The sequence below is a fragment of the Myxococcus sp. CA039A genome (genome assembly GCF_013336645.1).
In the GTDB taxonomy this organism is placed as follows: Bacteria; Myxococcota; Myxococcia; order Myxococcales; family Myxococcaceae; genus Myxococcus; species Myxococcus llanfairpwllgwyngyllgogerychwyrndrobwllllantysiliogogogochensis.
The window spans coordinates 1-17,966 of the sequence record NZ_JABUMQ010000058.1 but is presented as its reverse complement, the minus strand read 5'-3'; the positions used below and the strand labels follow the sequence as shown (position 1 = coordinate 17,966).

Genomic DNA, 17,966 nt, shown 5'->3' with positions numbered 1-17,966 from the left:
CGAGTCCCGGAGGAAACCGTCATGGTGCGAAGCAAGCGTGGATGGAAGGCCCTCGTCGGAGCCACGACGCTCCTCGCCGCGGGGAGCGCGAGTGCCGCTCCACCCAAGGAGCTCGTGGAGGCGCGGTCGGCCTATCAGCAGTTGATTGCCAGTCCCCAGGGGCGTGAGCGTCCCCGGGAGGTGACCGAGGCGCGAGATGCCTTGCGCCAGGCGGAGCAGGCGTACCAGGACGACAAGGACGCCACCCGCACGCGAGTGTTGTCCTACGTGGCCCTGCGCAAGGCGGAGACCGCTGGCGCCTGGGGCAGCGCGGAGATCGCCGCCAGGCAACAGGCCCAGGCCGAAGCGGCTCTGAGTCAGGCCCAGGCCCGACAGGAGCAGCAGCGGCTGTCGCAGGCCCAGTCCTCCCAGCAGCAGCAGGCCAATGACCAGCGGCTGTCGGAAGAGTCCTCCCGTCGTCAGCAACTGGAGGCCGAGGCCCAGCGCCTGGCCCAGCAGAACCAGGAACTGCAACGCCAGACGGCGGAGCTGCAGGCGCAGCAGCAGGCGCGAAGCCAGACGGAGCAGCAGAGCGCCCAGCAACTGGAGGCGGAGCGACAGGCGCGCGTGGAGGCCGAGCGCAAGGCCAGCGAGGCGCTGACGCAGTTGGACCGCGCGAACAAGGACCTCAAGGTCCGCGAGGAAGCCCGAGGCACGGTGCTGACGCTGTCGGGCAGCGTCCTCTTCGCCTCCGGTGCGTCGGACCTGCTGCCGGTGGCCCGCGACAGACTGGCGGACGTGGCGCAGGTGCTGAAGGAGGGCGACAAGCCGCTGCTCATCGAAGGGCACACGGACTCGCAGGGCTCGGACGCGCTCAACGAGCGGCTCTCCTATGCGCGCGCCGAGCGCGTGAAGGAGTTCCTCATCAACCAGGGCGTCCCCGCCAATCGCATCGAGGCGCGCGGCATGGGTGAGTTCCGGCCCGTGGCCACCAACGCCACGGCCGAGGGCCGCGCGAACAACCGCCGCGTGGAAATCGTCGTCGAGCGCGGCGGACAGCGCGCCGTCGGTGGCAGCGGCCAGGGCACGGGCGGCGCCGGCTCCGAGCAGCAGAAGCAGGCTCCGGAGTCAGGCTCCTCGAATGACACCCTGCCACCCCAGGAGGACACGAGCGGCGCGGTTCCCTCCGGACAGCAGGGCACCTCAGCGGACCATGAAGACTTCCCGGGCACCGGTGGCGGTGGTGCGCCTTCGGAGAGCCAGGGACAGCAGGGCACGTCGGCCGACCACGAGGACTTCCATGGCACGGGTGGCTCGGACGGCGCGAATCAGGACGTGAAGCAGTAACCCCGCTGACACCCGCCCGGCCCAACGCCGGGTGGGTGTGCGAGGCACGTTGCTCCTGGTGGTGTGCGTGAAGAACCCTCGCTCCGGACCTGCGCGCGGCTCTCATGCCCGGACAGGCCCGGAGCGCGGCGTTTCGGCCCCGTCGAGCACCTGTCACCCGGAGCGCTCCGTCCCGCTTGCGGCGCTCCGGTTCCGGCGCGCGACGCGATAGCCTGCGCGCCGCTCTCGTCATGGCCTCCGACAAACCCATCGTCCTGCTCACCACCGAGCGTTTGAGGGTGACCCAGCTGCCTCCCGACGGGGCGGCGCGCGTCGTCGCCTATTTCGAAGCCAACCGGGACCACCTGGGCCCGGTGTCCCCCACGCGGCCCGCCCACTTCTACACCCTGGCGTACTGGCGCACGCGGCTGGCACAGGACCTGGAGGACGCGCGCTTCGACAGGTCCCTGCGCATGGTGGTCCTCCCTCGCGCGGAGCCGCTGTCCTCCGCGCCCGTCATCGCCAACATCTCCCTCACGAACATCGTCCGGGGACCGCTCCAGGCCGTGACGCTGGGCTACGGCCTGGACCACCGTCACGAGGGCCAGGGCCTGATGACGGAGGCCCTGCGCGCCGTCTGCACCCACGCCTTCACCACCATGGGCCTGCACCGCATCCAGGCCAACCACCTCCCGGAGAACCTCCGGAGCGCCGCCGTGCTGCGCCGGCTGGGCTTCGCGGTGGAGGGCTACGCGCGCGACTTCCTGCGCATCGACGGCCGCTGGAGGGACCACATCCTCACCTCGCTCGTCGCGCCCGAGGGAAGCCCCACCGCCGAGTAGTCGCGGCCACGCATCACGCGTTCAAGTCAACCGTCGTGAATCCCTCGACGGACGCAGGACGCGCTGGCGAAGGGACAGCGAGCCTCGTACAGCTTCGCCACGGAGGTGGAAGCGTGGCGTATCTGTTCCTGTTGGGGGCCATCGCCTGTGAAGTGGTGGCGACGAGCCTGCTGAAGTCCACCCAGGGCTTCACCCGCCTGTGGCCCACCGTGGGCTGCCTGTCGGGCTACGCGGTGGCGTTCCTGCTGCTGGCGCAAGCGGTGAAGCAGGTGCCGGTGGGCGTCGCGTACGCGATGTGGTCCGGCCTGGGAACGGCCGCCATCGTCACCATCGGCGTCATCTTCCTGGACGAGCCGTTGAGCACCACCAAGGTCATCGGCGTGGCGCTCATCATCGGGGGCGTCGTCCTGCTCAACCTGCGCGGCGCGCACTGACGCCGCGCGCGGCTCAGCGCGGGAGCGCGGCGGCCCGAGGGGCGCCGTTGGGGCCCGCGGGCAGGTGCGTGTCGAGCCACTCCACCGTGCGCCGCATCCGGTCCACCACGTGCTCCGGCTTGCGCAGGGTGTGGCCCTCGTCCGCGTAGACGACGAACTGGGTCTTCACCCCCAGCTCCTTCAGCGCGTGGTGGAACTCGTAGCCCTGCGTCACGGGCACCTCCACGTCCCGCTCGCCATGCAGCACCAGCGTGGGCGTGCGCGCCAGCTTCACGTAGTTGATGGGCGAGCTGCGCGTGTACACCTCCGGCTCCTCATACACGGACGCGCCGAAATACGGCCGCATCCACGCGTCGATGCGGTTGGTGCCGTAGTAGCTCTGCCAGTTGGCGATGCCCGCGCCCGCCACCGCCGCGCGGAAGCGCTGCGTCTGCGTCACCGCCCACATCGTCATGAAGCCGCCGTAGCTCCACCCCGTCACCCCCAGCCGCGAGGGGTCCACCGGCGCGTGCGCCAGCACCGCGTCCACGCCCGACACGATGTCGCGCAAATCACCGAAGCCGAAGTCGCGCCGGTTGGCCTGCGCGAAGTCCGCGCCCTGGCCGAAGCTGCCCCGGTAGTTGGGGAGGAAGACGTAGTAGCCCCGGGCCGTGAAGAGCAGCACGTCCGGCCGGAACTGCGGCACCACGCCCGCCGCCGGCCCGCCGTGAATCATCGTCACCATGGGCGCGCGCGTGCCCGAAGGAGGCGCCATCGACGCGGCGGGCGCCACCAGCCAGCCCTGCACCTCCGCGCCGTCGCTCTTCCACGACAGGTCTCGCGTCTCGCCCACGAGCGCGCGCAGGTCCTCCTCGCGCCGCGTGACTCGCTCCCAGTCCCCCACCGGCCCCACCCACACGTTCTGCGCCTGGGTGAAGGACTCGCGCACCACCGCGCTGCGCTTGCCGTCCCGCGACAGCGACAGCCCCACGGAGCCACCCGCGCTCAGCCGCTCCGGCCCCTTCCACAGCACCGTCACCCCGCCCTGCGCCGTCGGGTCCACCGAGGCCACCGCCGACTCCCCGCGCACCTGCGCGCCGAACAGCAGCTTCCGGGGCGCCACCCACTCGAGCGTCGTCGCCGTCGCCTTCATCCCCGCGGTGAGGTTGCGCGCCTTGCCGCCCTCCAGCGACACCAGCATCACATCGCCCCCGTTGACGCCCTGGTCGCTCATCAACCCCTCGATGACGGCCACGTGCTTCCCATCCGGGCTCCACACCGGCTCGGTGAGCTGCCACTTGGGCGCGTACACCAGGCGCGAGCGGCCGTTGGCCGTCTCCAGCACATGCAGCTTCGCCAACCACCAGCTCGCGTCTCCTGGAGGCGGCGCCGCGATGAAGGCCAGCCGCGAGCCCTCCGGACTCCACGCGTACTCGTAGACGAAGAGCTGCTCGGGCGACACGACGCGGTGGGCGCCGTCCGCCACGGACACCAGCGCCACGCGCTTCACGGAATGGGACTCCCGCACCACGCCCGTCTCTCGCGCCGCGGGGCCGTTGGGGCCCTTGGCCTGCTCTGCCCCTTCGCCCTGCATCACCAGCACCGCCACGGACGCGCCATCCGGCGACCACTGGGGCGCGGACACCGAGCCCTGGAAGGACGTCAGCTTCCGCGCCACGGACTGCGCCAGGTCCGCGACATACAACTGGGACTGTCCCCGTTGGACCGCATCGGACAGGAACGCCAGCTGCTTTCCATCCGGACTCCAGGCGATGGACGACTCGTCACAGGCGCGCCCGTCGGGACAGACGCTGACGCGCACCGCCTGCGGCTCGCTCACGTCCAGCTCCACCGCGTGGATGAGCGTGCCCCCCGTGGAAGCCACCTCCACCCATGCCACCCACGTCCCATTGGGAGACAGGGCCACCTGGCGGAAGCGCGTGGTGCGGCCCACCGCGCCCAGGATGGACTCCACCGACGGCTTGCCCACCTTCGTCGCCGCGCCGCGAACGACCACCGTCGTCTCGCGGTCCAACGCGGAGGGCGCGGGCATGGACTCGCCCACCTGCGCGAAGGCCGGAGCCACGCACCACAGCGCCACACCCAGGCCGACGACTCTCGCCACCATCCGAATCAACACATCCCCCCACGGGTCTGGAAGAGAGCACCAGACTACATGAGTGGGGCGGCCCCGCGTCCGGACACTTGCTTCTGACACCCCACCTGGAGGCCCTGTCCCGCCTTCCTGGAAGGCCTCCTCATTCGTTGGACCTCGGAAGTTTTGGCGTGCGAGGAGTGACTCAGCGCGTCCATCGTCGGACAGACGTCCCACTTCGACGGAAGCCGTGCGCCAGGCCCAGTGAAGACTGCCGGGCCATGGCACGAACCGAGCGGGAGAAGATGCTTGCGGGGGAGCTGTACAGCGGCTGGGACGCGGAGCTGACGGCGGCCAGGTCCCGGGCGCGCCGGCTCTTGCGCCTCTACAACGACACGCTCATGGACGACGAGGACGCGCGCAAGCAGCTGCTCGACCAGCTCATCGGGAAGCGGGGCACGGGCTGCTACATCGAGCCGCCCTTCCACTGCGACTACGGCACCTTCATCACCCTGGGCGAGCGCGTCTACATGAACTTCCAGTGCGTCATCCTGGATTGCAACCAGATTACCATTGGTGACGACGTGTCGTTTGGCCCCAACGTGCACATCTACGCGGCCACGCACCCGTTGGACGCGGACGAGCGCATCAAGGGCCCGGAACTGGCCAGGCCCGTCACCATCGGCGCGAAGACGTGGGTGGGCGGCGGCGCCATCATCGTCGCGGGAGTCACCATCGGCGAGGGCGTCACCATTGGCGCCGGCAGCGTGGTGACGAAGGACATCCCGCCGTATGTGCTGGCGGCGGGCAATCCCTGTCGTGTCATCCGTTCGCTGCGTTGAGCGTTCAGCGCTTCGTCATGTCGAACAGCGCGCGCGCCTGCGGCCCCAGGAACCCGTCGAAGTCCGGCGCGCGCTGGGCAATCTCGAAGTACGCGTAGGGCCACGGACGGCGGCCCCCCTCGCGCAGCGTCACCGACAGCGGCGCGGCCTGGGTGGCGGTCTGCCGCAGCGACGTGCCCGGCGCGCCCTCGATGTCCGCCTTCATGGGAACGCCCGCCTCCCGCATGCGCTGCTGCCAGACCTCCACGTCATCCACCGAGCCGGTGAAGTGGTTCACCTTGCGGCCGAAGGCCAGGAGCCAGGCGCCGTACTGCGACTCCTTCTCCAGCTCCAGCAGCGCGGCCTCCGACGGCGGCGGCGGCGAGCAGAACCACGCCGCCAGCGCGTCCACGTCCTCGGGCGGCGGCGGATCGTCCGGCAGCGTGCCGAGCAGCTCGCGAGCGCGCGGCGACAGCTCCTCCGACTTCAGCTCGGAGATGAAGACGCGCGGCAGCCCCGCCGGATGCGACAGGTAGATGGCGGACAGGTGCGCGTCGGGGAAGGTGTATGCCCCCGCGGGCTTCCAGCCCAGCCGCTCGAAGGGCCGCGAGAAGAGGGCGATGCCGCCCCCGGGCCGCGCCAGCGAGCGCAGCGCGACATGGTCATTGCGAAAGCTGCCCCCGGAGAGCTGCACGAAGGTGCGGGCAAACGGCACCTCGGAGGCGTAGCGCTCCCAGAGCAGGTCCAACAGCCGGGTGGCCTGAGAAGTCGTCATGGCGGCGCACTCTAATCCGCCCAGAAAAGTGCGGCGGCGCGCGGCCCCGAGCCCTTGGAGGGGACTTCGTTCGGAGACGCGCGCCGCGCGCTAGAGACTCGCCTTGGAGTTTCGAGTCTCTGTACCCTTCTTGGTATGCATTGACTTCCGTTCCGGCCCGCTCGGCGCCACCCGAAGTCGTGCGGCGAAATAGGGTGCGACGTTGGAAAACGCCAGTGCCGCGCAAGAGTGGGCATCAAAGTCGCGTTGCGCCACCCTGTAGCCCGGCTAATTGACAGAATTGTGAGCGTAAAGTTTCCGTAACGCTGTGCCGCGCCACGTCATCGTGGCCTCGCGAGCGCAGGCGAGGGCGAAGACAGGCCCCCAGGCCCACCTCCACCCTCTTCCACCGCGAAACCCCACACCGGGCTCGCGACGGACAACCCCCGAGCGCCTCCGGATGCGCACGCGTCAGCCCCCTCTGGGGCGGGGAGACACGCGCGGAAGGACACCCCGCGAAATGGGCGGACCCGGTCGGCACGCTGATGAACGCGGCCCCCCGGAAATCTTCCCTCTCGATTTCTCGTTCCGCGAAGACACACTTCATCAGCTCCCGAGAATGACGCACCGCTCCACGGAGGGAGTGGGTCAGTGGAGATGCTCGGGGAGCATGGGCAGGCCGTGGAAGAAGCGGCGGCCACACTCGAAGCGGCGGTGGAAGCAGACGCGGTCCTCCACGTACAGCCGGGCCATGTCCTCCTCGCCGTAAGCGCGGAAGAAGGCGGCGCGGGCCTCGTCGCAGGCGTTCTCGTATTCGGCGAGCAGGGCCTCCCAGTCCTCCGGCGGCGGCTCCTCGTCGTCCTGCCAGCAGCCGTCCTCCATGCCGTACTCGCGCTCCATCAGGTCCAGCTCCAGCGCGAGCCGCTGGACGCGCGGTACCTCCGTCAGCGCCTCGTCCGCCATGGCGGTGAGGATGTGGGCCACCAGGAAGAAGCCCGCGTCCGGAGGAACGACGCCCTCTTCGCGCGCGGCGCGGAAGGCGACGAGCAACTGCGCGTCCATCGCGTCATCCCCCAGCTCCAGCAGCCGCGTGGCGAGCCCTCGCCACCGGTCCTCCGTCTCGCGGGCCTCCTGGAGGGCCAGGGTCAGTTCAGGGTCTCGCGTCTTCTTCATCTCGTGCTCCTGTCGGGATTGCCCCGAAGCTCTCATCCAGGTCTGACGTGTGGACCTCGAATCCACGGACGTCGGTGTTCGCGGTTGCTTCACGGGCACGTCGGATGGCGGACGAGGCCCGCCCGGGGTGTCGAGCGGTGGACGCGTGGCGGCCCGCGCGGACATGCTTCGCGGCACCGTGCCCCTGGCTTCTCGTCCCATCGCCCCCTCCGACAACGACTTCCTCTTCGCCCTGTACGTCAGCGCGCGGGAGGGCGAGCTGGCGGCGTGGGGTTGGACACCCGCGCAGCGCGAGGCGTTCCTGCGAATGCAGTGGCTGGCCCGGGGACGTGACTGGGGCGCGCGGTATCCGACGGCGGAGGACCGGGTGGTGTTGGTGGACGGTCAGCCGGCGGGCAGGTTGCTGGTGGTGCGCGGTGAGAAGGAGTGGCGGCTGGTGGACATCGCGCTGCTGTCCTCGCACCGGGGCGGGGGCCTGGGCACACAGCTCTTGCGCGAGCTGCTGGAGGCCGCGGGCGAGGCACGCGTGTGCGTGCGCCTGCACGTGCTCCATGACAGCCCCGCGCGCGGGCTGTACTCGCGACTGGGCTTCCAGGTGGAACCAGGCACTTTGCCCGTGCGGGAAGATTCTCCATACGTGGCCATGGAGTGGACACCCGCGTCACGTGCGGGCTGAGGGCGACAGGGCCCGGCTTGGGGGAAGCGCGCCATGCCCCCGGAACACGAACGGGCCGCGCGCCGATTGCGCGTCACGCGGGCGGTCGCCGGGGAAAGGCGAAGAAGCGCGCGGAGGCCCTGAAGACAGACAACCAGGGGCCCGTCCGCGCGCTTGCTCCGGGGTCATCCGAATGACCCGGGTGATGAAGCCACGAACCGGCACGGGGCCGCTCGCGCCACGTCCATGGCCTGGATGCCAGCGGTCCCCCCGACTCGTCTGCGAGCCGCCCGTCCGGCGATTCACTGCGCCCAGCAAACCTTCCGCCGCCGGGCCGTGAGGACCGGACGGCGGGATGCGTCCTCCTCCACTTAGAGGAAGATGTTCTCCGGCACGGGAGTCACGGTCTGGAAGGAGAGGCCCGGTGCGCCGGCGCCAGACGTGATGCCCGTGGCACCACCATCGCCACCGTCACCACCCATCGCGCCGCCGCCGCCGCCCGCCGCGACGGCGGTGCTCGGGCTGACGGGAGGAGCGGTGGTACCCGCTGCGCCAGCACTCACGTCGAGGGTGCCCGTCACGGCGGGACTGGTGCTGGAGAGCAAGTGGATGATGCCGCCGCCGCCGCCGCCACCACCACCCTTGCCAGCGCCGCCCGCGCTGTTGCCATCTCCGCCGCGACCGCCCACCGCGCGGATGGAGCCGCCCACCGTCACGCTGGCCTTGCCCACGATGACGACGACGCCACCCGCACCACCACCGGCGCCAGGGGTATTGCCCAACGTCCCACCCGGGTCGCCGTTCGCGTTGATGGCGGAGGTCGGCTGCACCCGCACGTTGCCCTGCGAGAGGATGACCAGCGAGCCGCCACCTCCGGCGCCACTCACCCCCACGGCCTTCGCGCCAGAACCACCGCCCTGGGGACCCGGCCGAAGGAGCTGCGCGCCCTGGAGCGGCTGCAAGCCCAGGCCCTTCTGCGGCTCGCCAGCGGCGGCCCGCGACACGCCCGCCGTCGCGGGGCCCGCGCCGCTGTCTTCGGTGCCCTGGTCCACGGTGATGGTTCCGGAGATGGTGACATCACCCGTGGAGCGGATGACCGTGCCGCTCGGGAGGATGAGGGTGCCAGCGATGGTCACCGTCGAGAACTGGAGGTGCTGCCGCCCCGCCAGGGTGTTGAAACCACCGACCGTGGTGAGGTCCAGCGTGTTGCCGATGGGGACGTTGAGCAAGCCACCCGAGCCGTCACCGTAGACCCCCGTCGAACCCGCCGGCCCCTGCGGCCCCTGCGAGCCCGTGGCCCCCGTCGCTCCTGTCGCGCCCGTCGCACCCGTGGTGCCCGGCGTACCCTGCGTGCCCTGCGCACCGGGGACACCCTGCGGTCCCTGGGCCCCCGCGCAGACGTACCGGGTCAGCGCCGCGATGACCTCGCCGGCATCCAGCACGCCGTTGCCGTTGGAGTCCTGTCCGAACTGCAGCCGCACACCCCCGGTGGCGCAGTTCGCGCCCGCCGGCTCGGCCGCCGTCGCCGCCACCGAGTGGATGCCCGCGGCGCCCTGCGGACCCGTCTGTCCCTGCAGACCTTGCGAACCCTGGTCGCCCTTCAACCCCTGCGGCCCCTGCGGACCCGCGCACACGTAGCGCGTCAGCGCCGCGTTGACCTCGGAGGTGTCCAGCGTGTTGTTGCGGTTGGCGTCCACGCCCACTTCCAGCTTCACACCGCCGGTGGCGCAATTGGCCCCGGACGCCTCGGCCGACGTGCGCACCAGCGCGCTCAGGCCCGTGGCGCCCTGCTGCCCCTCCGGGCCCGTCTCACCCTGAGGGCCGGTATCACCGCGCGGACCCACCGGACCCGCGGGACCCACCGGACCCGCCGGACCCACGTTGCCCTGCGCGCCGGTCTCACCCTGCTGTCCCTGGACGCCCTGCTGTCCCTGGGGCCCCTGCTGGCCCACGTTGCCCTGCGGCCCCGTGTCGCCCCTCGGCCCCTCGACGCCTTGCGGTCCCTGCGCGCCGTTGCACACGTAGCTGGTGACATCCACCTCGTCGTCATCCAGGTCGTCGTCTTCGTTGTCGTCGACGCCCGCCTCCAGCTTCACGCCACCCGTGGCGCAGTTGGCACCCGCCGGCTCCAGCGTCGTGCGAGCCACCGCGGGCTTTCCTTCCTCACCTCGCGGTCCATTGGCGGGACCCGGAGGGCCCTCGGGGCCTTCGGGACCTTCAGGCCCCGCTGGACCGGCCGGCCCCACGTCACCGGTGTCTCCCTTGGGGCCCAGGTCGCCCTGAGCACCCTGCGCGCCTTCAGGACCCGCGGCGCCTTGAGCACCGGCGGGACCCGCGGGGCCTTGAGGCCCCTGGGGACCTTCAGGTCCTTCTTCACATGCGGACAACAGCAACAACGCCGTCACCGGTAGCGCGCGGAACCCCCGCGTCCAATACGTGGGGTGTCGCCAGTTCATTTGAGCCATGGGTGGTCTCCTCGTCGTGGAACTCAGGGCCAAGGCACAGAGCAAGTCACGAGCCAGGATGGATTGTGTCGGGGTGCACGCCCCACTCAGCAGGGCGTGAGGGATTGTGGCTCGAAATGGCTCACGCGAAACAGCCCTCCCCCGCGTTCTTCCAGAACGCGACTCGCGTCACACCGGAACGCATGACGCGATGGGGCACGAGACACATGAGACCCCCATGCCCACTCGGGAAGCACGCGTCCCACAGCGGGGCCTGACTCCAAAACGACCCATGAAAGAAGTGTGGCCGATGCTTTGCTCAGGAGAGCGACACGTGCTGGGTTTCGCGTGAAACACACACACTCAAGCAACGAAAGGCGTACACGTGTCCGAGCCATTTATCGGTGAAATCCGGTTGTTCGGGGGAAACTTCGCTCCGCGCGGCTGGGCGTTCTGCCAGGGCCAGCTGCTCTCCATCGCGCAGAACACCGCGCTCTTCTCCATCCTGGGCACGACGTATGGAGGCAACGGGCAGACGACCTTCGCGCTGCCGGACCTGCGCGGGCGCTATCCGATGCAGCCGGGACAGGGGCCTGGCCTGTCGCCTCGGACCCTGGGCGAGCAGGGAGGTTCGGAGACGGTGACGCTGATTTCGACGCAGATGCCGGCGCACAACCACACCCTCAACGTCAGCTCGCAGCAGGGCGACACGGAGACGCCCATCGGCGTGGTGCTGGCGGCGGACAGCACCGCGACGGTCCTCAACTACCGGGCCGCGCCCATCGACGGGACGATGAACCCGGCGGCCATTGGAGTCGCGGGCGGCAGCCAGCCGCACAACAACATGTCTCCGTTCCTGGCCATCAACTTCATCATCGCGCTGGAAGGCATCTTCCCCTCGCGCAACTGACGTCGTGCGTCGCGGGGCGGGCGCGCCTCTCACGGAAGGGGCGCGTGCGTCATCGTCACTGTCGGCGCATGAACACGCCATGCCGGAAGTCCCGGGCGCGGGTGGAGTCGACCTGACATCCACTGGCGCCTCCGGGCGGGGAGGCTGGCATCCAGGCGAGGCACTGCATACCCCCACGAGGCGAGGTGTCTGTCGCGTGGGGGTACGGTGGCGGAGCAGGGGGAAACGAGACAGGGCTCCCAGGTGACACCGAAGACGGTGTTCACCGTGTGCTTCGTGGTGCTGGCGGTGCTGGCGCTCGTGGTGCTGGTGGTGCGCACGCGGGTCGCCCTCACGTTGACGGGCATCGCGGCGCTGCTGGCGCTGGCGTTGGAGCACGGCGTCTCGCGGCTGGAGCGGTGGAAGATGCCTCGGGCGCTGGCCATCGCGACGATGCTGCTCGCCGCGATGACGGTGCTCGCGCTGCTGGCGTTGCTCGTGATTCCGGCGGCGGCGGCTCAGGTGGATGCGCTGGTGGTGCAGTGGCCGCATCTCTGGCAGGAGGTGCGCGAGTCGCGTCCCTTCCGGGGGCTGAACGAGCGATTGCAGAACCTGGGCTGGGCACGGCAGCTCGAGGACGCCACGCCGGAGCTCGCCACGGGGACGCTGCCGGGGCTGGTGGTGCATGCCATTGGCAGCATGGTGGGGCTCGTGGGAGGCGCGCTCAGCGTCTTCTTCCTCGTCGTCTTCATGCTGGTGTTCGGCGGCGGCCTGCTGAAGCGACTGTTGGATTTGCCCAAGCCGGAGCACCGGATGCGCTACGTGCGCGTGTTGCGCAACGTGTACCGGGCCACGGGTGGGTACCTGACGGGGCTCACGCTCATCTGCACCTTCAACGCGCTGCTCACGTCCACCGTGCTCGCGGCGCTGGGGGTGCCGTACTTCCTGCCGCTGGGCATCGTGAGTGGCTTCTCCAGCATGGTGCCCTACGCGGGACCGGTGGTGGCGGGAGGCTTCATCACGCTGCTGACGTGGGCGACGGGCGGGATGTGGATGGCGCTGGGGGTGCTGACGTACTTCGTGCTGTACGGGCAGTTGGAGGGCAACGTGCTGGCGCCGCTCGTCTTCCGTCGCACGGTGCACGTCAACCCGCTGCTCATCCTGCTGGCGGTGCTGTTCTGCGCGGAGCTGGCGGGTGTCGTCGGCGCGGTGGTGGCGGTGCCCGTCGCGGCCACCGTGCAGATTCTCGTCCGGGAGATGCTCCTGTTCCGACAGGAGCGCCGCATCGCCCGCGCGGACTCGGTGCTACCGCCCGGGCCGTCCTGACGCGGGCCGAGACACCTCGGCGCCACGACACGCCGAAGCGGCCCTTGCACGGGGCGCCGTCACCCACCGTGCCCTCCTGACGCGAGCCGAATCACCTCCGGCACCCGCCGCTCGCCGAGGCCTCTCGCGCGGACGCACCGTCAGCCGCGCGCCACCTCGCGCAGCGAGTCCTCCACGCCCGCCAGCAGCTCATCGAGCGCGGCGTCGGGGATGTTGAGCGCGGGCGCGATGTACACGGTGTCACCGAGCGGGCGCAGGTAGAGCCCACGTCGCCGAGCCGCCTCGTACACGCGCCACCCGCTGCTCGCGAGGTAGCCCCCACCGCCCAGGTCCACCGCGCCCACCATGCCGATGGCACGCGGGCGCACGAGCCCGGGAAGCGTCGCGGCCATGCGCTCGAAGGCGGCCTTCACCTTCGGCGCCTTGCGCGCCACCTGGCCCAGCACGTCCTCGTCGCGATACACGGCGAGCACCTCGCGAGCGACGGCCGCGCCCAGCGGATTGCCGCAGTACGAGTGCCCGTAATACAGCGCGCGCGACGACGCGCCGAGGAAGCCCGAGAAGATGCGCTCGGACGCGAGCGTCACCGCGAAAGGCATCAGTCCGCCCGAGAGCGCCTTGGCCAGACAGAGCAGGTCCGGCACCACGCCCGCCAGGTCCACGGCGAAGCGCGCCCCGGTGCGGCCCAGGCCAGTGAAGACCTCATCGGCGATGAGGAAGGTGTCCACCGCGCGGGTGGCCTCGCGCACCGCGCGCAGGAAGTCCGGCGAGTACATCTGCATGCCCGCGGCGCCCTGGATGATGGGCTCCACGATGACGCCGGCAATCTCGTCCGGGTGCTCGCGCAGCGCGGCTTGCACCTGGGCGAAGGCGCGCTCCCAGCCGCCCTCCTCCGCCGGAGACGGCACATGCACCACGTCGAAGAGCAGCGGCCCGAACACCTCGCGGAACAGGGGCACGCCACCCACGCTGGTGGAGCCGATGGTCTCTCCGTGGAACGCGCCGGACAGGGTGATGAAGCGCGTGCGGCGAGGCTGGCCATTCTGCGCCCAGTACTGGGCGGTCATCTTGATGGCCACCTCCACCGCGGTGCTGCCGTTGTCGGAGTAGAAGGCGCGCGTCAGCCGCTCACCGGCGGGCAGCTCCGGGCGGTCCGCGCCGGGGGCCATCGCCACCAGCTCCGAGGCGAGCGCGGCGGCGGGCTCGTGGGTGATGCCCGCGAGCGAGACATGGGGCAGCTGGCCCGCCTGCTCCGTGAGGGCGCGCAGGAGGCGCGGGTGGCGGTGGCCCAGGGTGGACACCCACCAGGAGCCATTCGCGTCGAGGTAGCGCCGGCCATCCACGTCGAAGAGGTAGGGCCCTTCCGCACGGGAGATGACGAGCGGGTCCGTCCCCGCGATGTACGCCTCCATGGCGGTGTACGGGTGCCAGACGTGCCCCTTGTCCAGCTTGACGATGTCGGCCCGCTCCACGTGTGCACCCCTGTCGATGAATGTGAGAGGTGCTCCGTACCGGAAATCGCGCCCCTGTCACCGCGCGTCATGCCCTGGCGCAGCGCGTCCGACTGATGGCGGCATGAAGTCAGGGCTCACCCGGTCGTCACCGGGGAGCAACTTCCGGCCGGTGATGACGTGGCCATGACATGGGGGGTGTTACCCGGGTTCTGACACCGAACCGGGAAAGCGCCATGGCCGTCCTCGTCTTCTTCGTCTCGCACTGGCTGCTCTGTGTCTTCTTTCAGAGCTTCTTCCAGCACCGGTACTCCGCGCACCGCATGTACACCATGGGTCCGCGCACGGAGCGGGTGATGCACCTGCTCACGTATCTGGTGCAGGGCTCGTCGTACCTGTCGCCCAAGGCCTACGCGATTCTGCACCGCGAGCACCACGCCTTCTCGGACACGGAGAAGGACCCGCACTCGCCGCACTTCTTCACGGACGTGTTCCGGATGATGCTGCACACGAAGAAGCGCTACGAGGACTACACGGCGGGTCGCGGGCAGCCGGAGGCTCGGTTCCTCGGCGGCTATCCCGAGTGGCCGTTGGTGGACGACACGCTGCGCACGTCCTGGGTGGCGACGCTGTTCTGGGTGGGGCTGTACACGTCGTTCTACGTGGCCTTCGCGACGGCGCCCTGGCAGTTCCTGCTGTTGCCGGTGCACTTCCTGATGGGCCCGGTGCACGGCGCCATCGTGAACTGGTGCGGGCACAAGTACGGCTACCGGAACTTCGACAGCAGCGACAAGTCGCGCAACACGCTGCCCGTCGAGATGCTCTGCATGGGTGAGCTGTTCCAGAACAACCACCACAAGTTCGGCAGCAGCCCGAACTTCGCGGCGCGCAAGTTCGAGATCGACCCCACGTGGCAGGTGATGCGCGTGCTGGCGAAGCTGGGCGTCATCCGCATCGCCACGCCGCAGCGGGCGGTGTGGCCGGAGCCGCGCCGAGAGGCCGCGCACGACACGGGCGCCGCCCGGGCGGCCTGAGCCACCAGTCGCACCCGGGAGTGAGCCGAACCGAGGGGAAGAGGCCCGAAAGCCTCCTCCCCCGGCGAACGGGCCTCCTGGCGGTTCCAGCAGGGCCGGGCGAAGGCGAGCCCACGGCCAGGCGGCGAGAACGCACGGCGCGCGTTAAAACAGCCCCCCGTGCCCACAGACACCCCTCTCCGCCTCCGCATCCTCGACGCAGTGACAGACGTCCCGGCCGCAGACTGGGACGCGCTCGCCGGTCCGGACGCGCCGCCCTTCGCGCGCCATGCATGGCTGGCGGCGATGGAGGAGAGCGGCAGCGCCACCGAGGAGACAGGTTGGGCGCCGCACCACCTGACGATATGGCGCGGCCCGAAGCTGGTGGCCGCCGCGCCCGCGTACCGGAAGTTCCACAGCATGGGCGAGTACATCTACGACTTCGGGTGGGCGGATGCGGCCGCCCGGCTCGGCGTGGAGTACTACCCGAAGCTCATCGTCGGAGGGCCGCTGTCACCGGCCACGGTGCCGCGCATGCTCATCGCCCAGGGCGAGGACGTGCCCGCGCTGCGCAAGGCGTTGCTGATCGCCGCGGTGGAGAGCGCGCAGGAGGAGGGCTGCTCCTCGGTGCACATCCTCTACCCGACGGACGAAGAGGCGGACTTCCTGGAGGAGCAGGGGCTGGCGCGGCGGGTGACGCTCCAGTTCCAGTGGAAGAACCCGGGCTACGCGAGCTACGACGACTACCTGTCGCGCTTCGACTCCAAGCGGAGACATCAGCTCAAGCGCGAGCGAGCAGCGGCGGCCACACAGGGAATCACGCTGCGCACGGTGCGAAGCGCGGAGCTGACGCAGGCGCATGCGAAGCGCGCGTATGAGTTCTACGAGGCCACGTGCGAGCGGCACTCCTGGGGCCGGGTGCAGCTCACGCCGGACTTCTTCTCGCGGGTCTTCAAGGCGATGCCGGACTCGGTGGAGATGGTGGAGGCGGTGCGCGAGGGCCGGGTCATCGCGGGGGCCTTCAACCTGGCGACGAAGGAGCGGCTCTACGGACGCTACTGGGGGAGCATCGAGGAGCACCCGTTCCTGCACTTCCACGTGTGTCTGTACCACTCGGTGGACGACTGCATCCGAGCGGGCCGCAAGGTGTTCGAGCCGGGCGCGGGTGGCGAGCACAAGGTGTCCCGGGGCTTCGAGCCCACGGCGGTGCACAGCGCGCACGTGATTTTCGACCGCAGGCTGGACAGCGCGGTGCGCGACTATGTGCGGCGCGAGCGGGCACGGCTGAACATGGCGGTGGAAGAGGCCGAGCAGATTTCAGGCCTCAAGCCCTGGCCCCTGCCAAAAATCTAGACAGGGTGCGGTCTCACGACCCCGAGGACCGTGAAATATCCAAGATGGAGCCAGACCATCCCCAGACGTTGACTCCGTCAGCGGTCATATCCACCTGCACGAATCCGCCGTCGTGCACCTCTTCAGGTCCAGGTCCCTGGGCATGAATGTCCACCTCTTCCCCGGCCGCCAGCGGAGCCACTTCTCCCCAGGGCTCGAGGACCAGAGATGCGGGGCGCCCAAGCTCGTTTCTGATACGGATGGTCATCTTGATAGGCACGTCGACGCTCCTCGCGGCCCTGCCTCGATAGCGGGCACGAACCCAGCCGGAATGATGAACCATCGGGAGCCCGAGGTCCTCGAGCTCACGCAACGCTCCTCGGCTCACCGCACCGGGTGCGTCGTCCAGCGCTTCCCATCCGTGCTCGAAGCCAGCACGTGGCTCCCGGCCAGCCACAGCCGGTCATTCCCCACGACGAGCATGCCCACGTCGGACACGTTCCTCGCCACGGACGACTCCTTGGGCACGGCACACCGCTCGAAGCCCGAGGCATCCACGCGATAGACGTTCTCCTCGTCCGCCACATAGAGCTCGCCACCCCACTGCTCGGCCGAATGGATGCGACCGACGCGAGCGACGACGCGGCACGCCTCCGCCGTGCCCAGGATGACGTCCCCCTGCGTCGTCCCGGCGATCACCTCACCCGAGGGGAAACACCGCACGAACGACACCTCCCCGCGCGGGAACGAGTGGACCTCGCGCCAGCCGCCCTCCCCATGCATCCAGATGCTCCGGCCGCCCGCATAGAGCACCCGCGCCCCAGCCGCCCCTGGACAACTGTCCAGCGCGAGCACCCGCCCTGGCAACTGCCCCAGCGACTGCGTCCAGCGCATGGCTCCCTCGGCGCGCACGAGCAGCCCCACCTCCGCGGGCGAGTCGAGCTCGAAACCTCGGCTCCCCGCCATCACGATGTCCTCACCGCTGAAGCACACCCGCGTCTCCACCAGCCCCTCCGGAACGCCCTCGTACTCCAGCGACTCCCACTTCCCGCTTTCGCTCGAACGGATGGCCACGAAGTGCGCCGAGCCGCCATACGAGACCAACGCCCCATGGCGGTTGGCTCCCAGTCGACACAGGGCGTCGATGGTCCCCACCACCACCACCTGCTCCAGGGTCCACGCGCCCGCCGTGCGCACCGCTACATGCTGGTAATCATCCACCTCGAACCTGGCGTCGTCCGGGTCGGAGCCGGAGTCGACTAGGTCCTGGTACGCCTCCGCGTCCACGGGCTGGTTCCACTCCCCGACCGGGCCCGGCCCGCCTCCGAAGTCATTGTCCGGATGGGGGTGGCTGACGACCAGCATCAGCTCCTGCTCGTCACGGATGCAGCCCCCCGACACGACCCCTCGAAACGCATGCTCCACGTGGCCCTCCCCGGGCGGAGACCTCGCC

At 70.1% G+C, this 17,966-nt stretch carries 15 protein-coding genes; 9 read left to right on the top strand and 6 right to left on the bottom strand.

Going from position 1 to position 17,966, the window contains the following annotated elements; all coding sequences use genetic code 11:
- The first annotated feature begins 21 nt into the window (after window positions 1–21).
- From HR086_RS12500 to HR086_RS12490, 3 genes are all read left to right on the top strand, one after another.
- Entirely contained in the window at window positions 22–1,326 is a 1,305-nt protein-coding gene (locus tag HR086_RS12500) for an OmpA family protein (protein WP_174465726.1), read from the top strand.
- Window positions 1,327–1,556: 230 nt separating this feature from the next.
- Complete coding sequence (locus HR086_RS12495; RefSeq protein ID WP_174457082.1) at window positions 1,557–2,147, top strand: GNAT family N-acetyltransferase; 591 nt, start codon at window positions 1,557–1,559, stop codon at window positions 2,145–2,147.
- Between the two features lie 113 nt (window positions 2,148–2,260).
- Window positions 2,261–2,581, top strand: coding sequence for a multidrug efflux SMR transporter (locus tag HR086_RS12490; RefSeq protein ID WP_141641167.1), 321 nt, complete (start codon window positions 2,261–2,263; stop codon window positions 2,579–2,581).
- Between the two features lie 13 nt (window positions 2,582–2,594).
- Here the strand turns inward: HR086_RS12490 and HR086_RS12485 are convergent, their stop codons facing one another.
- Complete coding sequence (locus tag HR086_RS12485) at window positions 2,595–4,688, bottom strand: S9 family peptidase (RefSeq protein ID WP_174465725.1); 2,094 nt, start codon at window positions 4,686–4,688, stop codon at window positions 2,595–2,597.
- Window positions 4,689–4,936: 248 nt separating this feature from the next.
- On the opposite strand from HR086_RS12485, the gene HR086_RS12480 reads away from it, so the two are divergent.
- Window positions 4,937–5,497 (top strand): sugar O-acetyltransferase, encoded by a 561-nt coding sequence (locus tag HR086_RS12480; protein ID WP_141641165.1) that lies wholly within the window; start codon window positions 4,937–4,939, stop codon window positions 5,495–5,497.
- Between the two features lie 4 nt (window positions 5,498–5,501).
- Here HR086_RS12480 and HR086_RS12475 read toward each other — a convergent pair whose 3' ends face one another.
- Both HR086_RS12475 and HR086_RS12470 read right to left on the bottom strand, forming a co-directional pair.
- On the bottom strand, window positions 5,502–6,251 hold the full coding sequence (locus HR086_RS12475) for a DUF1338 domain-containing protein (protein WP_174457084.1): 750 nt from the start codon (window positions 6,249–6,251) through the stop codon (window positions 5,502–5,504).
- Between the two features lie 627 nt (window positions 6,252–6,878).
- Window positions 6,879–7,403, bottom strand: coding sequence for a hypothetical protein (locus HR086_RS12470; RefSeq protein ID WP_141641163.1), 525 nt, complete (start codon window positions 7,401–7,403; stop codon window positions 6,879–6,881).
- A gap of 49 nt (window positions 7,404–7,452) precedes the next feature.
- On the opposite strand from HR086_RS12470, the gene HR086_RS12465 reads away from it, so the two are divergent.
- Window positions 7,453–8,079: a GNAT family N-acetyltransferase gene (locus tag HR086_RS12465; RefSeq protein WP_371817317.1), complete on the top strand. Its 627-nt coding sequence runs from the start codon at window positions 7,453–7,455 to the stop codon at window positions 8,077–8,079.
- A gap of 350 nt (window positions 8,080–8,429) precedes the next feature.
- On the opposite strand, the gene HR086_RS12460 is transcribed toward HR086_RS12465, so the two are convergent.
- Complete coding sequence (locus HR086_RS12460; protein WP_174457085.1) at window positions 8,430–10,523, bottom strand: collagen-like protein; 2,094 nt, start codon at window positions 10,521–10,523, stop codon at window positions 8,430–8,432.
- Window positions 10,524–10,887: 364 nt separating this feature from the next.
- On the opposite strand from HR086_RS12460, the gene HR086_RS12455 reads away from it, so the two are divergent.
- Both HR086_RS12455 and HR086_RS12450 read left to right on the top strand, forming a co-directional pair.
- Window positions 10,888–11,412, top strand: a complete 525-nt coding sequence (locus tag HR086_RS12455) for a phage tail protein (RefSeq protein WP_141641161.1) — start codon at window positions 10,888–10,890, stop codon at window positions 11,410–11,412.
- A 207-nt stretch (window positions 11,413–11,619) separates the two neighbouring features.
- Window positions 11,620–12,717: an AI-2E family transporter gene (locus HR086_RS12450; protein ID WP_174457086.1), complete on the top strand. Its 1,098-nt coding sequence runs from the start codon at window positions 11,620–11,622 to the stop codon at window positions 12,715–12,717.
- 140 nt (window positions 12,718–12,857) lie between these two features.
- Here HR086_RS12450 and bioA read toward each other — a convergent pair whose 3' ends face one another.
- The gene (gene bioA / locus HR086_RS12445; RefSeq protein ID WP_174465724.1) at window positions 12,858–14,189 is read right to left on the bottom strand and encodes an adenosylmethionine--8-amino-7-oxononanoate transaminase; all 1,332 of its coding nucleotides are present in this window, start codon (window positions 14,187–14,189) and stop codon (window positions 12,858–12,860) included.
- 215 nt (window positions 14,190–14,404) lie between these two features.
- Here bioA and HR086_RS12440 point away from each other — a divergent pair, with 215 nt between their 5' ends.
- Complete coding sequence (locus HR086_RS12440) at window positions 14,405–15,202, top strand: acyl-CoA desaturase (RefSeq protein ID WP_174457088.1); 798 nt, start codon at window positions 14,405–14,407, stop codon at window positions 15,200–15,202.
- Between the two features lie 159 nt (window positions 15,203–15,361).
- Complete coding sequence (locus HR086_RS12435; RefSeq protein WP_174465723.1) at window positions 15,362–16,534, top strand: GNAT family N-acetyltransferase; 1,173 nt, start codon at window positions 15,362–15,364, stop codon at window positions 16,532–16,534.
- A gap of 363 nt (window positions 16,535–16,897) precedes the next feature.
- On the opposite strand, the gene HR086_RS12430 is transcribed toward HR086_RS12435, so the two are convergent.
- Window positions 16,898–17,966: hypothetical protein (locus HR086_RS12430; RefSeq protein ID WP_217441778.1), on the bottom strand; the 1,069-nt coding region annotated here is incomplete at its 5' end.